17 protein-coding genes are annotated in these 18905 nt (G+C 51.5%); 16 read left to right on the plus strand and 1 reads right to left on the minus strand.

Features of this window, described 5'->3' with window-relative positions; all coding sequences use genetic code 11:
• The first annotated feature begins 4 nt into the window (after positions 1–4).
• The 10 genes from AAHB90_RS18880 (at position 5) to tssD (AAHB90_RS18925) (ending at position 9219) form a co-directional block, all read left to right on the plus strand.
• A complete protein-coding gene (locus AAHB90_RS18880) occupies positions 5–1126 on the plus strand; it encodes a hypothetical protein (protein ID WP_342086757.1) in 1122 nt (373 codons plus the stop codon).
• A complete protein-coding gene (locus AAHB90_RS18885) occupies positions 1123–2442 on the plus strand; it encodes an OmpA family protein (protein ID WP_342086758.1) in 1320 nt (439 codons plus the stop codon). Before AAHB90_RS18880 ends, AAHB90_RS18885 begins: the two co-directional genes overlap by 4 nt.
• 15 nt (positions 2443–2457) lie before the next feature.
• Positions 2458–3468 (plus strand): hypothetical protein, encoded by a 1011-nt coding sequence (locus tag AAHB90_RS18890; protein WP_342086759.1) that lies wholly within the window; start codon positions 2458–2460, stop codon positions 3466–3468.
• A gap of 88 nt (positions 3469–3556) precedes the next feature.
• Positions 3557–3856, plus strand: a complete 300-nt coding sequence (locus tag AAHB90_RS18895; protein ID WP_342086760.1) for a PAAR domain-containing protein — start codon at positions 3557–3559, stop codon at positions 3854–3856.
• 32 nt (positions 3857–3888) lie between these two features.
• On the plus strand, positions 3889–4338 hold the full coding sequence (locus AAHB90_RS18900; protein WP_342086761.1) for a hypothetical protein: 450 nt from the start codon (positions 3889–3891) through the stop codon (positions 4336–4338).
• 201 nt (positions 4339–4539) lie between these two features.
• Positions 4540–5907, plus strand: a complete 1368-nt coding sequence (locus AAHB90_RS18905) for a DUF5458 family protein (RefSeq protein ID WP_342086762.1) — start codon at positions 4540–4542, stop codon at positions 5905–5907.
• 97 nt (positions 5908–6004) lie between these two features.
• Positions 6005–6412: a type VI secretion system tube protein TssD gene (gene tssD / locus AAHB90_RS18910; RefSeq protein ID WP_342086763.1), complete on the plus strand. Its 408-nt coding sequence runs from the start codon at positions 6005–6007 to the stop codon at positions 6410–6412.
• A 3-nt stretch (positions 6413–6415) separates the two neighbouring features.
• On the plus strand, positions 6416–6916 hold the full coding sequence (gene tssD, locus AAHB90_RS18915; protein ID WP_342086764.1) for a type VI secretion system tube protein TssD: 501 nt from the start codon (positions 6416–6418) through the stop codon (positions 6914–6916).
• Positions 6917–8755 carry a type VI secretion system Vgr family protein gene (locus AAHB90_RS18920; RefSeq protein ID WP_342086765.1) on the plus strand — a complete coding sequence of 613 codons (1839 nt, stop codon included), beginning with the start codon at positions 6917–6919 and terminating at the stop codon, positions 8753–8755.
• A 47-nt stretch (positions 8756–8802) separates the two neighbouring features.
• Positions 8803–9219 (plus strand): type VI secretion system tube protein TssD, encoded by a 417-nt coding sequence (gene tssD, locus AAHB90_RS18925; RefSeq protein WP_342086766.1) that lies wholly within the window; start codon positions 8803–8805, stop codon positions 9217–9219.
• A gap of 110 nt (positions 9220–9329) precedes the next feature.
• On the opposite strand, the gene AAHB90_RS18930 is transcribed toward tssD (AAHB90_RS18925), so the two are convergent.
• Positions 9330–10097: a TssN family type VI secretion system protein gene (locus AAHB90_RS18930; protein ID WP_342086767.1), complete on the minus strand. Its 768-nt coding sequence runs from the start codon at positions 10095–10097 to the stop codon at positions 9330–9332.
• 79 nt (positions 10098–10176) lie between these two features.
• Between AAHB90_RS18930 and AAHB90_RS18935 the strand changes: the two genes are divergently transcribed.
• The 6 genes from AAHB90_RS18935 to AAHB90_RS18960 all read left to right on the plus strand — a co-directional run bounded on the left by AAHB90_RS18935 (position 10177) and on the right by AAHB90_RS18960 (position 18869).
• The gene (locus AAHB90_RS18935) at positions 10177–10605 is read left to right on the plus strand and encodes a GPW/gp25 family protein (RefSeq protein ID WP_342086768.1); all 429 of its coding nucleotides are present in this window, start codon (positions 10177–10179) and stop codon (positions 10603–10605) included.
• 1 nt (position 10606) lies between these two features.
• The gene (locus AAHB90_RS18940; protein WP_342086769.1) at positions 10607–12427 is read left to right on the plus strand and encodes a type VI secretion system baseplate subunit TssF; all 1821 of its coding nucleotides are present in this window, start codon (positions 10607–10609) and stop codon (positions 12425–12427) included.
• A gap of 57 nt (positions 12428–12484) precedes the next feature.
• Positions 12485–13384 (plus strand): hypothetical protein, encoded by a 900-nt coding sequence (locus AAHB90_RS18945; protein WP_342086770.1) that lies wholly within the window; start codon positions 12485–12487, stop codon positions 13382–13384.
• Between the two features lie 208 nt (positions 13385–13592).
• Complete coding sequence (locus AAHB90_RS18950) at positions 13593–13985, plus strand: hypothetical protein (protein WP_342086771.1); 393 nt, start codon at positions 13593–13595, stop codon at positions 13983–13985.
• A 125-nt stretch (positions 13986–14110) separates the two neighbouring features.
• Positions 14111–17095, plus strand: coding sequence for a protein translocase subunit SecDF (secDF, locus tag AAHB90_RS18955; RefSeq protein ID WP_342086772.1), 2985 nt, complete (start codon positions 14111–14113; stop codon positions 17093–17095).
• Positions 17096–17219: 124 nt separating this feature from the next.
• Entirely contained in the window at positions 17220–18869 is a 1650-nt protein-coding gene (locus AAHB90_RS18960; RefSeq protein WP_342086773.1) for an amino acid permease, read from the plus strand.
• The last annotated feature ends 36 nt before the right edge of the window (positions 18870–18905 follow it).

Genomic DNA, 18905 nt, shown 5'->3' on the forward strand with positions numbered 1-18905 from the left:
TGGAATGATGAAGAAACTCTTTACATTTTTGATGACGCTGCTCGCCGTCCAGGCAATGGCCCAGGACCGGATCTGGCTCGACAACGGCAATCCGGTACAAGCCAGGCTTAGCCGTGCGATGGACAGTAAACTGGAATGGATCGCTTCGGACGGCATTCCGCGGATTTACCACCGAAAACGCTTCCTGGTCATATTCGGGGCCAGCGGGCAATTTATGGTCATCTCGGAATTGAACGAAAGTCCAAACAAGGCACAGACGCAGATCGAAGCATTTTACAAAGCTCCTCCGCGAAATGTAAGTCAGGACATTATCATCAAAAGCGTCCCGCTGACGGTGATTACCGGTAATATTTCCTACGAGAGCGACGAAGTGATCAACTATCTGACAATGGAGGGCAACGCAGCATCCATCAACAAGGAAGAAGTGGCGACGGTTATTTACCGCGATGGCAGGCATGAAATCCTGCGGGACGTGGTGGATGTGGCCCCGTTGCTGGCCCTGGCCCATAAGGAGATCGAAAAAAAAGAAAGGGAGATTGTCAGAAAGGAGCAGGAGAATACTCAAACCCAGCCGGTTGCCAAAAAGGACGTTCCGCCGCCGCCCAAAGAGCAGACAAAACCGGTTCTGACCGACGCGGAATACAAGGAGTACAGTGCGAAAGGCATTAGACGGGTAGACGAATTTACCTCCTACCTGCGGATCATTGGGGATAAAACCCTGAAATCGGAAGAGAAAAACAAGGCTGTACAACAAGCGCTAAGCCTTTTCGAACCGCAGGCGACGGTAGCAGTCAGCTCACCGAAAGGCGTGAAAAAATACCCCGTCAAAGAATACCTCAACCGGCTTAAACTGCTGCCCTATTCCAAAATCAACATTACCTGGAATGAGGTCAAATATGTGAGCGAACTGAAACAGGAGGCCGACGGAAATTACTACGGCATCATCGCCGGCCAACAGGTTTTTGAAGGCTATGCGGCCAACGGAAAGGTAGCTTACGGAGATATTACCCGCAAGAATATCCGCGTCAAACTCGAATCGTATCAGAAAACCATCGACGGCAAAGACACGGTGAACTGGGAAGTTTTATTGGGAAATATAGGGGTCGAAACCAACGAGGGACAATGAAAACCAGGCTATACATCATCCTGCTTCTGTTTCAGGCGGCCATTGGTTCGCTGCATGCGCAATGCGGTTACCTGGCGGGCAAGATCACCGATATTTCGGGCGCTGCACCGCTCGTAGCAAGTCTTTCGGCGAAAACCGACCAGGGTAAGCAGCGGCTCGGCAAGTCAGACAGCCTCGGCGTATTCAATGTTGAAATGCCCTGCCATATGGTCGAGCTAACCATCGAATGCCCCCAATTTCAGACACAGCATATCCCGGTAAATATCGACGGGAAAACCGAAGGTACATTCTTCGTCACGCTCGCTATGATGCCCTTGGGCAAACAAACCAGCGACGAGCCGTATGCACAATCGGAGCAGAAACATTTTGAATTGAAGGATTCGCTGAAAGCGGTTTCCATCGTAAGGCGTATCGAGGCACGCGACGCATTGTCCGACCAGCGGCTTCCGGCAGAGATTTGTCTTTATTATACCCAAAAACAGAAAAAAGACTGCTTCGCACTCACAACCGACCGGCCAAGGGCTGAAATAGTTTTCACGGAAAAAGATATTGTCGCCATCGAAGTTAAAGCTGCCGGTTACCAGAGCTATAACGGCAACCTCATCCTCGATAAAACCGACCAGGAGCCCCGCACGTACATCATCAAACTGAACCGCCAGCGCACGATCCTTTCCGTGAATATCCTGCAAGCGCAACAGGGAATGCTATGCAGGCTGTGGAGCGACGGCCAGTCCGACATTGCCCTGAACCGGGTGAACGACGGCCATTATTTCGCCGAACTCGTACCGGGCCGCAGCTACAAATTTGGTATCGCCCCTACCTCCGGCCAACCTGAACTGGTAACGGCCATGGCGTCGGTCAAAGAAGGCATTACAGTGAAGACTTTACGTGTCGCGGAGCGTGTCGCCGATCGGCCTGCACCGGTAGTTACCCGGGTTGAAACACCGGCAGCCAGAGGCATAACGGCTTCCGACAAAACCCTATACTTCCCCAGAAGTGATTACAAGTTGCCGGCACAATCACGGACCTACCTTGATTCGGTGGCGATGTATATCCTCGAAAACAAGAACAAAGGACTGCGCATTACCGGCCATACCGACAATGTGGGTAACCCGGGCCTTAACCTCACGCTTTCGGAATACCGCGTGCGGGTGATCTCGAGATACCTCATCGGCAAAGGCGTCCCCGAAGGTGCAATTGCAGCGGTGGGCGTCGGCAGCAGGTTTCCCGTCCGCCCGAACGACAGCGAGGAAAACCGTCGCTTGAATAGGCGTGTGGAGGTGCAGATCATTGATTTAGATTCAAAAAGCAACTGAAATATGAAAACGGGAATGAAAAACTTGACCAGTTTCAAATGGCGGGTAGCCTTGCTGATATTGAGCGTCATAGGCGCTACTTTGCCGGCAGGTGCGCAGGCGCTCACACGAAGGGACGCGGACGAAATACGCGTACTGGCGCGCGAAAAAGTAAAAGGCCTCAACGATCTGCTCAATGCGATCGCCAACGAAGACCTCAGCAATTACGAGCGCCGCTACCTGATGATGAACAGCTACATGCCCAGCAACGACCAGATCTTTATTAATGACGGTGTGATTGTCGAGGACGATGTCGACCCGAAGCATAAAGTCGGTGCGCCTGGCCTTGATACGCCTATCGAAAAGTACCTCAGCAATTTTGACCTCTTTTACGTCAAATCTGAAACTAATACCATCGAATTCACCAACCTGGTAGTGTCGGATGTAAAAGTTGATAAATACCCATTTGTAAAAGTCTTTTATACCCAGCATTTCAAAGGCAAAAGCAACAAGGACAATACTCCCTACCAGCCCATTGCCCGCGTGGCCGAACTTCGGGCCGACAAATCGGGGAACGACTGGTTTGTGTTCCTGACCCGCATCGCATTCAATTCCGCAGATATCGCGAAATCGGTGCCGGTAACCCCGAAACCTTCCGCTACCTATGATTCGCTGCAACGCAAAAAAGAGCCGGTCGTAAGCCAGGCCTCCGACCGCAAGCCCGTCGCGAAACCCGAAGATGCGAAGGAAGGTGAGCGGGTTTTCAAAGAGCTCAATAAACCCGACCAGGCAGCTGCCGCAAACGCACGCAAATGGGGAGCCATCAAACTCGGGGCCGGAGTAGCGGCCCTCGCATTCGGTGCGGTGACTTACAGCATGCTCAATAAGGATTACAAGGATTACAAAAAACGGATCGACAATCCGGAAGGCCTTACAAGTTATGCCAAGCCGGGCATTTACGTCTCGGTAGGCGCAGCTGCGGTCGGGCTCGGCGTATCGCTCACTTCGCTCTTCGATTTCAAGCGAGCGAAGCAGCTATCGCAGTAATTTAAATGCATTGTACGGACTCCTAACATTCACCAGGTTGACCGACACGGCCGAAAGCCGATTGCCGACAGCCGATAGCTCTTAAACCATGCCCCAGCCAGCAGCAAGAATAGGCGATATGCACGTATGCCCGATGGTTACTCCCGGAACACCTCCGGTACCCCATGTAGGCGGACCCGTGCTGCCCCCAGGCACCCCCACTGTGCTCATAGGCGGGCAGCCGGCCGCTTGTGCCGGCGATATGTGCGTATGCACCGGCCCGCCCGACTCCATTGTCATGGGTTCCACCTCCGTCATGATCGGCGGAAAACCTGCGGCACGGCTCGGCGACCCTACTGCCCACGGCGGAAGCATCGTAGTGGGTTGTCCCACAGTTTTAATCGGTTAGTATCAATAGTATTTACTTAATCCTATACAACTATGTTCAACTACGGAATAGGCGGTAATGAACGCAAGATTGACCAGTCCAGTGAAGGGATTGCTGATATTCCCCAAAACCGCACCCTTTTCGCCACGCAACTGACTGGCGACCCGGCACCCAGGCCCGAAATGGTTTACGACCTTAAAACGACCGAAGAAGTTTTCGCGCACTACCAGCCGGAAGCGGAAGTAGAATTCATCACGTCCGACGGCAGTCTGATCAACGAGAACCTGCGGTTCCGAAATCTCGGAGATTTTGGCAAAAAAGGAATTATCGCGCAAAGCGCATTCCTGCAAGACCTCGACGCACGCAACGAAGCCTACCAGCAGGTAGTAAGGCACCTCAAAGTGAACAAAATACTGAAAGCCGCATTGGAAAAGCCGGAAGCGAAGGCAGCGTTACTCGGTGTGTTTCAAACGCTGATCAACGAGTTGGAGGAGGCGGGATGATAATAGTGAGTGACCGGGTCGCCGGTGCGATGAGTCAATGAGTGAATGCCTTGCTAGTCAGTAAGTCATTGGGTCAGGAGGTCATTAGGTCAAAAATTCACTCGCAAGCCATTCCGCAACACCAAATTCGCACATTCACTTATTCACTCATTCAAAATTCACTCATTCCCCATTCAATTATTCAGTCATTCAAAATTCAACATGGCAAACGACACAAAAACATCCGACGAAGCCACCCCGGCGCTGCGCGAACGAGTAGCCGTTCCGCTCGAAACCGGTCTTCCGCTTCTTGCCAAATATGGCAGCTACGACCTCGTGGAAACGATCATTGAGGGTGCGGCAAACATTAACCCTGAGAAAAAGGCCCGAAAGAAGATATTTCTCACCGAAGCCGACAAGAAGAAGGAACGTCAGCAGTTGAAAAAGCGCCTCGAACTATGGTCGGAGCTGCTGAGCAGCTCTGAAAGTGTCCCGGAAATGATCGAAGCGGGCCAGAAACAGGCGGACTCTGCATTTGAACTGCTGAAAGAAAACCTGGGCAAGGCTATCGAGCAAATACGGCCGCTCGAACAGTCCTACCGCTCGGTGGCTATGTTTTTCAAAAACACCGAACAGGACAAGGTCAAAAACGTCACATTCCTGAATGCAGCCGCCGACCAGTTGCAAGACCTGGACGTTACGACATTCGTCGATGCCGTTGGCGAGGAACTGGCTTCGAAATACGACCGGCTGGACCTGAGGGAAAATTACTCGATCCTGAATGTACCGGGCTACCTGGGTTCCGGAAAAGTGGTGGATAAGTGGGCGAAACTGGCACATAAGAACAAGGTAATGCTCTTAACCGATTTTATGCACCTGGATGCACCGGAGGATGTAATGGAGCTTTTCGAATCGGCTAATCTTACGGGAGGCGCGGCACATTTGTCGAACGTGATGATGACTTGCAACTGGCTCGTCGGCCGCGCGAAACACGATGATCTGGGCGAAGAAGACGATCTGTACATCCCCCCATCGACCGCATTGGCCGGTAATGTGTACAAAACCCTCATGTCGCAGGTCGCCGCGGGTAAAAAACACGGTACGCTCAGCGAGGTGGACGGCGTGCGGTTCCCGCTTAAAAAATCGGAAATCGCCGATCTGGAAAAAATGGGGCTGATCCCGATGGTGAATGAATACAGCAAGGTAATGGCGTTCTCGGCCAAAACGCTTTTCAACGGCGATAATGTCGGTCTGCAAACCTATTCGGTAGTCCGCGTTTTCGACTACATCACCAAAGTGCTGATCGACTTCCTGAACCGCCGGGCGTTCGAAAACTTTGATTACAACACCAAGAACGACCTGAAAAAGCAGATCATCAAGTTCCTCGACAGCGTTACCGGCCCCGGCAAGCTTATCGAGAAGTTCAGCGTGATGCGGTTCGAGCAGGACAAAAATCAAAAGGACAAGGTCTACCTCGACATCCACATGGTGCCCTATTTCCCGGCGAAAAACTTCATGATAGCCCTGACGGGACAAAAAGGAGACGATCTGGATGCTGCTGCCTGGGCGGCGGAATATGCGCAACAGTGATTGTGAGTCCATGAGTCTAGAGTTTATGAGTCAAGCATTCATACTCTTGTTACTCATAGACCCTAAACTTATAAACTCATAAACTCAACACCGAACGATGCCCTACAGCAGCACGCTAAAAATCGACGGCGACCATGAGTACAGTGTTATGTTCATGCAATTCGAGCTGCACCAGACAGTGGATGATGCAATGTCCATTACGTCACCGATCCAGTGGGCGCATTTGTATATGGAGCTGGAAATGGTGCTCGACGATTTTTTGATTGAGTGGGCCAACAAGCCATCGCAGAAATACGATCTCACAGTAGAGCAATTCGGCGAGATCGGCTCCTTTAAAACACTGAGTTTTAAGGAGGCGGTTTGTATTGAATTTGTAGAAATGTTTGACGATGGCACCGATGACCTCGATAAGGCGCTTACCAGCCGTTTGCAGAATTTCATCACCTGCATTACCGTGACGGCAGGTAACGTGGAGATCAACGAAGCTAAACTCGAAAACTTTTAGGATATGGCCGACCAGGACGCCAGCATCGGGGTAGAAGCACACCTTACCCTCGACGGGAAGGAATTTAAGGTTAGAAAGATCGCCTATGGCTGCAACCGCAATACCGACGAGCGTGGAAGTCCGACGGATTCGCCCAAGGCCAGGTTGATACGCATGACGATCACCCCGACGCAGAACGACGATTTCGCCCTGCTCTACGACTGGGCGTTCAAGAACGACCGCCAGCTCAGTGGGCAGGTAGAGTTCAAGTACGACAACGACTCGCAGATCCTCCGCAAAATGGAGTTTGAAGAAGCTTATTGTGTCGGTTTCCGCGAATCGTTCCGGGCGAAACGGTCGACGATCCGCGGGCACCAGCTGGCACATGTGCCCGATACGAAAGGGTATTTACCCCAGCACCGGGGAAAGGACTATTTTCTGCGCGATAGCAGTCTCGCATTGGTTTACGAGCTTGTGATTTTACCTCAGAAAGTCAAAATCGGACAGGTTGAAATAAGCAGCTAAATGGCACGACAGGTTAACACGAGTATTGAAATCGAGGGTGGCGTCGAGATTACCCGGCACCTCGGGCTGGTGATCGAGCAGGATTTGTTCGCGCATCACTGGTTCGAATTGCTGGTCCCGTTCGATCAGCTGGAAGACGAGGGCGAGCACTTTTTCAATCGTTCGCACCGGGCGGTAATGGGCAAGAAAATCACTTTTTCGTTCAGCCCGCGCCTCGGCTCCGATTCCTTCGACTTCGTATTTCAAGGCATTGTGACCGAGATCCGCCTCAGAAGCCTGAGCGATATGAGCAGCGCATTTGTACTAAAAGGATACAGCCCGACCATCGTTCTGGAAGACTCCGTACAAAGGCGGTCATTCCTGCGGGGAACAGTTCAGGATATTTTCAACACGGTACTTCAACCCTATCCGCAAAATCTCCTCCGAAAACAGCTTAATCCTGAAAATGGCGGCAGGCAGGTCCCATTTACCCAATACAATGAAAGCAATTACAAATTCCTCTGCCGCGTGGCAGACCGTTGTTGCGAGTGGTTTTACTACAATGGGCGGGAGCTGGTGCTTGGAAATAATAGCTCGGAGGAAGTCGATTTCCTGGTGGATGGTTTGCAAAATTTTGATGTCGCATTAAAACTGCAACCGGCGGCATTCAGCTTTGAAGGATATAATTATACTATTCCCGAGGCATTTACCGGACAATCATCCCAACAGAATGTAGACGGCCTCACATCCCTCAGCGAGTTCGCATTGGAACAGTCGGACAGCCTTTTTGCACAAACCTCCCTCCTTCCATCTCCGGAGATCGTGGGCGGCCAGGGCGAGATCGACGAACTGACCAAAATGGAACGGTCGGCAAGAGTTACCTCGATGGTCGATTTCAAAGGCTCAGGCGAAGCGCCTACGATGAGCGTCGGCACTGTGCTGGCTGTGAAAGGTCAGCGACTGAACGAGCGTGGCGAAGAATATGAAGAAAATTTCGGGAAATACCGGGTCGTGCATATCCGGCACGAGGTCAATACGGCCGGAAGCTACCAGAATACATTCCATGCCGTACCGGAGTCGGCACAGCATCCGCCCAATAACCCTCACGTGCGAAACCCCCTCGGGGAAACGGAGCAAGCGGAGGTGATCGCCAACGACGATAGCGAAAGCCTCGGACGGGTACGTGTGAAGTTTTTCTGGAGTCAAGGCCGCCAGCAGGACCAGGAGTCGATATGGATGCGGGTAGGAACGATTCACAATGCCACAGGCCGCGGCGCCAACTTCGTTCCGGAGGTGGGGGCGATGGTTATGGTCGGCTATGAAGGTAATCTGGCGGAAAACCCGTTTGTCATGACCTGCCTTTATCCAAAACCGGAGGGAGATATCAGTTACACCTCCGAAAACAATGATCTCAAGGTTATAGCGACGCGTTCCGGCAACATGATCGTGTTCGTGGACGAGGATGGAGACGCCAAAATCCAGATCAGCAACCGGGATAAGACGGACACCTTTCTGGAATTCGCATTCAAAGACGACGGCAAGATCCGGCTGCATGTCGAAAACGGGCTTTTCGAAGTCAAAGCCAAAGAAATTACCATCGAGGCGACGGAGGACATTACCGTCAGCGCGGGCGGAAAGTTCGATTTACATGCAAGCGAAATCTCTATAAAAGCCGATCAGAGCATCAAAGTAGAAAGCGGTACCGACACCAAAATTAAGGCGGGTACCGAGTTGGACACCGAGGGTACCGCGAGCGCGAAAATGAAAGGGGCACAGCTCAGTCTTGAAGGCGATGCGCTCTCCGAACTGAAAAGCAGCGGTACTACCGTGATCCAGGGCTCGCTCATTACGCTTAACTAAGTTCATATATCCATAATCAATTCATTCACTTTTAAATACTTACAACTATGCCAGCTTCAAGTTTTGACGCTTATTTCACCTGGGAGGGCGGCCCGTCGGGCGACGGCATCGCCGTGATCTCATGCAGCTACTCCCTGTCCCAATCCACCGACGATAAAGGACGTGTTTCTTCCAAAGTGTACGGTGGAAATGTCTTTATACAAGTTGACTCTTCCAGTGCCAGCGATAGCCAGAGCCTCTGGGAATGGATGGTAGACCCTGATGGAAAAAAGGCAACTGCAAAGATCACCTTCAAGAATGTAGACGAGGAGCAAACTCAAAAGGAGCTCGAACTCACCGACGTGTATTGCGTGCAATATGCCGAAAGTTTCGTCGAAACCGGCTCTATGCCGATGACCACCAGCATCACGCTGTCGGCACGCGAAGTGAAGTTGTTTGGTACGCCACATACCAACCGCTGGTAGATGTCACGCTGAGCGTACGGGACCGCCGGGCGGTCGAAGCATATGTACGATGTTACCGTATGGAATGTTTCGACCGCAGCGGCGGCCGCTCCGCTCAACATGACGATCCGCTATGCACGCACGGCCACGATCGTCTCATTATCGACAACGTGGTTCGCCTGGAACGTAAGGTCCGGGTCCATGTAAACGCGGCGCTTGTACCAGGGTTGTTTTTTGTAAAACAGCCATCCGTAGGAAGTTCCGTCGGGTGCGAGATATTCAATCTGGCTGGCGGGGTTACGGTCGTTATAGTCGTTCAGGAAGATGAAGAACAGTTCGCCGAAAAGCATTGAATGCGGCGCTTTGGCGCGGAAGTTCGTAAATGCGGCCTCATCGGCCTTTTTGGTAAACTCAAACTGGATCACCAGCACACGCGAAAGGTCAAGCAAGTCCATATCGGGAAGTGGCTGGCCTATCGGGTAATACCATTTTTTATAGTCCCTGAGAGGGATTTCCAGGTAATTCTGGTAAACCCTCGCGACAAAAACCGGGAATAAAAAACCAACCAGCGCAGTGGCCATCCCTAAACCTTTGGAAAGTTCCTGGGCCAATTTATGGTAAAGAAAGATGACCAGAAGTGCAGTCAGTAATGTAATAAGCAATGTAAAACCGATTGCTCTTGCCGAACGATTCTCGAAAAGGACGTCAAACCATTGAGAAAGCAGGTAGACGTGTAGAATTCCGAATACCAGGTAACAGCCCATGGCCATCGGGTAGGCATCCCGGTAATCGATGACCCAGAAACCCAAGGCTCCTACCAATGTCAGTACGGCTATCAGAACGACTGCATACAATAGTTGAAGACGCTGCTTGACAGTTTTAACAAACGGAAGGTTCATCGGGGATGATTGGAAGTTGGTGAACAGACAAAAATAAGCCAGACTTTCATTAATACAACCACAATTTATTAAACGCCGGATGGAAGATCAAAACTATTCTTTGCCGCTCGCGCTGGACCGCATCGTGGCCGGGCTACCGCATCCTAAATGCCCCGACAGAGAGGCGATCCACCAGCATTTGTATCTCTTAATGGTAACCCATTTTGATGAAAACCGTTTCGACAGCCGCTATGGCTGCGCACTTTGGGAACATGACTTTTCGGTTTTGTCCCAAATTAAATGGAAAGACCTTATACGCGAATCGCTCGAAGAGGCCGTCGGCTCCTATGAGCCAAGGCTCAGCAATGTCAAAATCAGGGTGGAAGTGGAGGAGTTCGAAGTTTTGACCAAGACGAACAACTATGTCCGTAAGCGGGTAGGTATTGAGATCAAAGCGACCATCCGGCGGACCAACGAGCCATTCATATTCTTTGAACGCATTTTCATATCCCCCTTATCCCTGGAATGACATGCCCGACACACTGAGCTATACGAAAGAACACATCTCGCGCAGGCTGATCAAACGCTGCGCCGAGCTTTGGGGCATCGACGAGGCCCAGGCCGATCACTTTGATCCGCTGGTGAAGCTGCTGGTGGAGGCTTGTTCGGTGGAATTTGAAAAGGTAGGACAGGAAATCGAACAGACCGAGCTCCGTCTCATGACCCGGCTTGCCGAGATCCTTTCACCCGAAACCTATAACGGCCCGCGGCCAGCCGTGGCCATCGTACAGGCGCGCCCGCAGGAACCGCTGGGTTGGATCGAACCGGAAAACCAGCTCACCGGCAAGCGCGTAAATGCCCGGAAGGGCGAAACCACCGAAGCGCATTTCGCACCTGTCGGACGTTTTCCCCTTGTCAATGCGACTATTGTGCAATATGCGACACCACAAGGGTTGTTTTCTGTGGAAAAAGGCGGGAAAACATTGGTTGCCAAAACGTTGCCACAACCCGGAGGCGAGCAAAGTATCTGGCTCGGACTGGAAGTCGATCCCGGCATTACGTCGTGGGATGGCTTCCGCTTCTATTTCGATTGGGCGGGCGACGTTGCGGAATACCAGTACCGGGAGTTTTTGCCGGCAACCCGCTGGTCGGGTAATGGCAAGCAGTTACCTGTTCTGAATGGCTTGCAGGACGGAGCGATCGACGATTCCATCCTTATATATCAGGATAGTTTCGTGCGCATTCATAGCGACGACTCCTGGGAAAAGGGAAAAATGAAAGCCGAACCTTACCCCGGGGCATTTGAAGGCATGTTCGACGTCCGGACATTGCAGACGCTGAAGAAACCGCTGGTATGGATCCGGGTAACATGGCCCGCCATATTTCCGGCGGCAGGATTTGACCAAATGAATATCGCATTGAACGCATTCCCGGTTCAGAACAAACAGCTTAACAAGATCACTTACCGCCTCCAAACCGGCTTGAATGGTATTGCATTACCCACCGGTGATGCCTTTATGGGTATTCAAAGTGTTATTAACCAAAAAAATCAGGCTTACACTGCCTCCGAAAAAAACCTGTATACCGACGAGGAAACTACGCCGGGCGTCGCTACGCCCATTGGTACACCGAGGATCTATACGCTCCGCAGGCAGGGTATCGGCCGGTTCGACAAACGTGACGCGCGTGCGGTGCTGTACCAGCTCCTCGAACTTTTGCGCGACGAGGTGACCGCCTTCAACGCGATCGGCGAGGATTTCCTCGCTTCCATTCTCCGCGAAGTAGCCCAGAATATGGCGCGCATTGAGCAAAAGCTGGGCGTCAAAAAAGCCAGCGAAACCACGGCGCAGCCGTTCCTGGTTATCCGGGGTGACAAGAACCCCGATGTGCTTTTCATTTCATACTGGAGTACGCTGGCCGAGCAAGCCAATGGCATTCCCGCGGGTACGCGCCTGCAATCGTATGCGGCCTCGGGCGTAAGCGGGGGGGATATTGCGATGCTTACGCGGTCGGCAGATGGAAAAGCCAGGCCAGACGAAACGGATTATGTGAACCAGCTCAGGAAGAACATCATCACGCGGAACCGCCTCGTGACACTGGAAGATGTCCGCGCATTCTGCGCAGCCGAGCTGGGCGACCGGCTTCGGAAAGTGCAGGTAAAACCGCATTTCATGCCAGGAAAAATGCCCGGGCAGGGCTTTGTGCGCTGTTTGCAGATCGGCCTTACGCCTGCCGCCATACGCACGGGCGAAGACTGGGCCCGCGAATGCGAAATGCTGCAACTGAAAGTCACCCGCCTCTCCACCGGCATGTACCCCATCCAGGTAACCACAATCCCCAACAACTCCTGACTATTCCCGACAACACCTGACTATTCTGACTCCTGACTACTTCTGACATTTAACCAAATGGAACCCCGACCCGACCTGAAAGCCGAATTCATCGCAAGCGCCTGGCTCGAAGACGCCATCCCGCCCGGGCAAATCCTTTTCCGGCCGCTTGGCGACTTCAAAAGGCGCAGCCATCATGACATCGAAAGCACACGCGAACTGGAATTGGGAAATTTTAAGGGCCGGGTGATAGAATCGAACCGAAGCGGGATTTACGACCATTTGCCGGAGCAGCTCTTCCATTTGCCCTCATCGGCCAGTTTAAATACGGTCAAAAAGAAAGTCGATGAGATCCGCCTGCAACGCGAGAAGGAGCAGAAATCAAGGCTGTTCTTTCTGCCTTTGGAACAGGAGTTTTTCCTCAACCGGGTGAGCCTCGCGCGCCTGGAACAATGTGCCTGGGAGCTTGGCCCGGATTCAGGCTTGCTTGGAGAACTGAAAGCATTCTGGCAGGCACCCGCATCGCTCGACGAAAGCGTGTTCGTGCAATTGCTGCCGTTTCTTCCCATGGTCGCTCAAAACCGCGGCAATCTCGACAAAGCTGCTGAGATCAGCTCGGCTGCATTACGACTGTCTGTTACCATCCAAACCGTTTTTGGTTTGAAATACCATTTTGAATCCAGTGCCGGTATGGGCGATGCCTTACTGGGTGCGGATACCTCGCTTGGGGGCGAACTGGACACCTATTTACCGCAAATCAATATCGATATAGAAGTTCCGACCCCGGCGGATCTTGCCAAATACCTGCACAACAAAAATTTTGACCTGCTGGTAAACTGGCTGTTGGGCTGGTTTATACCCGTAGAATACGATTTTGCCGTTTCACTAAAACTGCCCGTTGAAACGTCCGCATTGACCATCGCTTCCGACGACGGCTTCTCCGTTCCGTTAGGTTACGCTACCCTGGCAGCGGGCTAGCGTTCCCGGCCGCATTTCTGCCATATCTTTTATTTAATTGATTATCATTCGCTTATAGAAAGTAATCAGAAAGTGCCATTTCAGCTTAAAACACACACAAAACACAAGTTATTAACAGAATAGTAACATTGTCTCACCGGAAATTTATCTTGCGATTCTGGTTTTTTCGAATCAAATTTGCGGTTTCAATGAAATCCCGAATCTGAAAGTGAAGACTGTACGAGTGATTAACCAGGCCATCAGCTTAATGCTAGCCGTCATGTTATTGACGGTGGCGGGGGCGCGGTCATGGTCGGATCATACGGATCGGAGCGCTTTTCAAGGTGCCAAAGCGGGGGTTATTGCCAAAGACCTGGCTAAAAAAGCCAATACCCAGCCCAGCCAGTCGGATCAACCCGAGGTAAGTGCGCTCAGTTTGAATGCGGTCATTACGCCCGCTATTTCCTTCGATTTTTACCAATACCTGTATTTTTTACCACAGCCTGTCTGGCATTTCGTTGCCAAAAAGCTCGTTGTCCGGACCGCATTCACCGAACCGGTATTCCTGGTCTCGCATTTCCAGCGGGTTTTCGGCAGATTCATCGTCACCAACGCTCCGTAATGCGTGAGCGGGCCGAGCAGGTCCGCAAGTACGCATTTTCTCAGAAAGCCTGTGCCATTTCACTTTTCCAGCAGGGTTGTTTCCAGTTGTATTTCAAGCATTTCAATTAAATTTTTCATTACAAAATGACCAACAAGAACGGGATAATCGCGTTGACGATCGTCATCGCCCTTATTAGCGTCTATAATCTGTCCTTCACTTTTGTGTCGCGCAACTTCAAAAGCAAGGCCGTAGCCTATGCGACCGATGCGAAAGGAGAGGTGGATTTGACCAAAAAACAACATTACATCGACTCCCTGTGGCGTGAAGAGGTTTACCTCGGCCACACTTTGCAAGAAGTAACGGAGCGCGAACTGAACCTTGGCCTCGACTTGCAGGGAGGTATGCACGTAGTATTGGAAGTAGCCCCTGCCGACATCCTGAAAGGGATGGCTGGCGGCAACGCACGCAGCGTGGCATTCCAGAATGCGTTGAAAAAAGCGGGTGAGGATAAATCTGCTAACAACAGCACGTTTATCAACCGTTTTGTAACTGCATATAAAGAAGCTGCGCCGAATACAAGCCTCGCTTCGGTGTTCGCTACAAGCGCCAACCGTGGCAAGATCAACAGCAACTCGTCGGATTCGGACGTGATCAAAATGCTGAACACGGAGATCGACGGTTCTATCGATCGCGCGTTCCAGATCACCCAGGCTCGTATCGACAAATTCGGTGTAACCAACCCAAACATTCAGCGCCTGCCTGGCCAGAACCGCGTTTTGGTTGAGCTTCCCGGTGTGGATAACCCTGAGCGTGTTCGCCGCCTGCTTTCCGGTGCTGCGAAACTGGAATTTGCAGAAGTATACCTGACCCAGGAACTCGGAGCAGGCCTCGAAGGTCTCGGCCGGTACCTGACCCAGCAGGCTGAGCTTGAAAAAGCGGCCAAGAAAACCGCTGCACCTGGTGCCGCTACTGCTTCTACCGACACTACTAAAAAATCAACAGAAGGTGGCCTGGCTGCCCAATTGGCGCAAAAATCGGATACTACTAAGACTGACTCCGCTGCATTGGCGGCTCAGAGTGCTGCATTAACCAGCCTTTTCGTACCGATGCCACAAGGCCTTGGCGTATATCTGAAAGACACTGCGCGCGCCAGCCAAATCCTGAGCCGCCCCGAAGTACGCTCGCTTTTCCCTGCCGACCTCGTATTTATGTGGGACCGCAAAGGCACCGAAGCAGGTGGTAACCAGTTGATCCTGCCGTTGTATTTCATTAAGAAAACCAATGGAGAAGCGGCTATGGAAGGCGACGTGATCGTGAATGCAAACCACGACTACGACGACCGCGGCCGTCCGGAAGTAACGATGCAAATGAATGGAGAAGGTGCCCGCAAATGGCGTTCGCTTACTGCACGCAGCGTAGGCCGCCCGGTAGCGATCATCATCGATAACCTGGTTTACACGGCTCCAACCGTACAAGGTGAAATCCCGAATGGTAATTCCAGCATCACGGGTAGCTTCACAGTGGAAGAGACCAAAGATATGGCGAACGTGCTGAAAGCAGGTAAACTGCCAGCTCCGACGCACATTGTAGAAGAAGCCGTTGTAGGTTCTTCACTGGGTGCTGAGGCGATCAACGACGGTTTGTGGTCTTCGGCAGTAGGTCTTCTGATCGTACTCGTGTTCATGGTGGCCTATTACAACCAGGCTGGCTGGATTGCTGATATTGCGCTTTTGATCAACTTGTTCTTCCTGTTGGGGGTAATGGCTTCCCTCGGAGCCGTACTGACGCTTTCGGGTATTGCGGGTATCGTGCTCTCGATCGGTATGGCGGTGGATGCCAACGTACTGATTTATGAAAGTATTAAAACCGAATTGGCTGGCGGAAAACCGTTTGCCCAGTCGATCCGTGACGGTTTCAAGCACTCTCTCACGGCGATCATCGACTCGAACGTAACGACGCTTTTGACAGGTATTATCCTCTACACATTCGGTACAGGTCTGGTACTTGGTTTTGCAACAACCCTCGTACTGGGTCTTTTAACCTCATTGTTCAGTGCGATCTTCATTACCCGTTTATTGCTTGAACAAAAACTCAAAAACGGCAAAACCTTCGCATTCACGAATACCCTGACCAAAAACTGGTTCCAGGATAACCACTTCGACTTCGTATCGCAACGTCGTCGCTTCTACGTTATTTCCGCGGCCATCATCGCGATCGGTGTGGGTTCGTTCATTTTCAAAGGTTTCGGTCTGGGTATCGACTTCAAAGGCGGGCGTTCTTATGTGGTTCGTTTTGAAAACAATGTGGATGCGGATGCGCTCCGTACCAACATGGACGAAGTGCTTGGCTCTACTACGGAGGTAAAAACTTTCGGTGGACAGGATCAGGTAAAAATCACTACTGCCTACCTGATTGAAGACACGACTCCGGAAGCCGATCAGAAAGCAGAATTGAAAATTATTGAAGGAACCAAGAAAATCGCCAACAACCCTGCCAAGATCGTTAGCTCGAACAAAGTGGGTCCTACCATGGCGAAAGACACCTTGTGGAGCGCGGTTTACGCGGTATTGCTTGCATTGGCAGCTAACTTCGTGTACATCCTCATCCGTTTTAAGCGCGTAGCATTCTCGTACGGTGCCGTGATGTCCCTTGCACACGACGTGGTGATTATCCTCGCGATCTTCTCGTTGTTCAACGGCTGGTTACCATGGTCACTCGATATCGACCAGGCATTCATCGGTGCGATCCTAACCATGATTGGTTATTCTATGAACGATACCGTCGTAATTTATGACCGTATCCGTGATTACCTGGCCGATGAAAAGTCACGCGGGCAAAACCTGTCGACCGTTATCAACAACGCGTTGAACAGTACTTTGAGCCGTACGGCAGTAACCGGTATTTCGGTAATCCTCGTATTGATCGTCCTGATGATCTTCGGCGGAGCGGTGATCCGCGGATTTACCTTCTGTATGCTGCTCGGTGTGATCGTAGGTACTTATTCTTCCCTTTTTGTAGCGGCACCTATCGTGGTCGACCTGCTGCAACGTTCAAAGAAGAATGAACCGGCGGTGGCGGTAGCGGCAGATGCTACGGCGGTAGCGGCGACGAAAAAAGTTAAGGCTTAATTTTAAAGAATAAAAGAGGGTAAGTTTTGTACTTACCCTCTTTTTCTTTGGCGTCTATACGTAGTTAGCAAATTTTCTTTTAGCTTTATCAGAACCATCATTTCTACAACAACGAACCCAATATATGGCAAGTCAACTCTGGATTAAGAAACCACTTGAAAAACTAATGCAGGAGTCCTCCGGTGAGGGGAACCAGCTCAAACGCACGCTCGGGCCGGGAAGCCTGATTGCGCTCGGGATTGGGGCTATCATCGGTGCAGGTCTATTTTCCATCACGGGGGGAGCAGCCGCGAACCAGGCTGGCCCTGCTATCACCATCTCCTTTATCGTAGCGGCATTGGGCTGTGCATTCGCCGGCCTTTGCTATGCTGAGTTTGCATCGATGATTCCCGTTGCCGGTAGTGCTTACACCTATTCCTACGCCACCATGGGCGAATTTATCGCCTGGATCATTGGCTGGGACCTTGTATTGGAATATGCGGTGGGCGCAGCCACGGTAAGTATCAGCTGGAGCCGGTATTTAGTCAAGTTCTGTGAGGGTTTCGACGTGCATTTACCCACGGCCCTGACAGTCGGCCCGTGGGATGGCGGGATAATCAACCTCCCCGCTATTTTCATCGTTATCCTGATGAGTTTGCTGCTGATGAAAGGAACGCAGGAAAGCGCAACGGTGAACGGTGTCATCGTGGGCCTGAAAGTTGCCGTTGTGATCATCTTCATTGTCCTGGGTTGGAAATACATCAACGAATCGAACTACGTACCTTACATTCCTGACAATACGGGTAAATTTGGCGAATACGGTTTCAGCGGGATCATACGGGCCGCCGCGATCGTCTTTTTCGCCTACATTGGTTTCGACGCCGTGAGTACCGCCGCGCAGGAAGCCAAAAACCCCAGAAAAGACATGCCGATCGGTATCCTCGGGTCACTGGTTATCTGTACCATTCTATATATCCTGTTTGCCCACGTTATGACCGGCGTAACGCCATACACCTCATTCAAAGGCCAGGACGGTATCGCACCGGTTGCGGTGGCGATCGAGTCAATGGGTACGCCTGACGCCAGCGGCGCTATCCACCCCGACTACCCATGGCTGAACCGCGCGATTATCGTTGCGATCCTCGCAGGTTACGCCTCCGTGATCCTGGTCATGCTTTTAGGTCAGAGCCGTGTATTTTTCAGTATGAGTAAAGACGGCTTGTTGCCGCGCGTTTTCTCGGCGGTACACCCTAAATACCAGACACCCGTTAAAAACAACACCATGTTCCTGGTATTCGTAAGCCTTTTCGCTGCATTCGTGCCTGCGCGTGTGGTAGGTGAGATGACGAGTATTGGTACATTGTTCGCATTTATACTCGTCTGTATCGGTATCATCGTGATGCGCAAGCAAATGCCTGACGCGCCGCGTGCTTTCAAAACACCGCTCGTACCGCTCGTTCCGATCCTGGGTGTATTCACCTGTTTCTTTATGATGGCGTTCCTGCCGTTGGATACCTGGATTCGTCTGTTTGTGTGGATGATCATCGGATTTGATGTGTATTTGTTTTACGGCATCAAAAACAGCTTCCTGTCGAACAGGTTGCCGGCATCCATTGCGAAAGGCAGCAAAACTGTGGCTTTGGTAGGTATTGTGCTGGCTGTAATGCTCGCTGTCATCGCCTATTTCCACCATTTGCAAACAGAAGGTACAGATACAGGAATCTACTATTTCTCCCTGATCTTCGCACTGATCCACCTGGTAACCTTCGGTGTTGCGCAAACCAAGAAGGCTTAACCAGATATCGTTGATAAACGAAAGGGGCCATTCCGT

Origin of the sequence: Dyadobacter sp. OTU695, from assembly GCF_038440355.1 — a bacterium.
Classification (GTDB): domain Bacteria; phylum Bacteroidota; class Bacteroidia; order Cytophagales; family Spirosomataceae; genus Dyadobacter.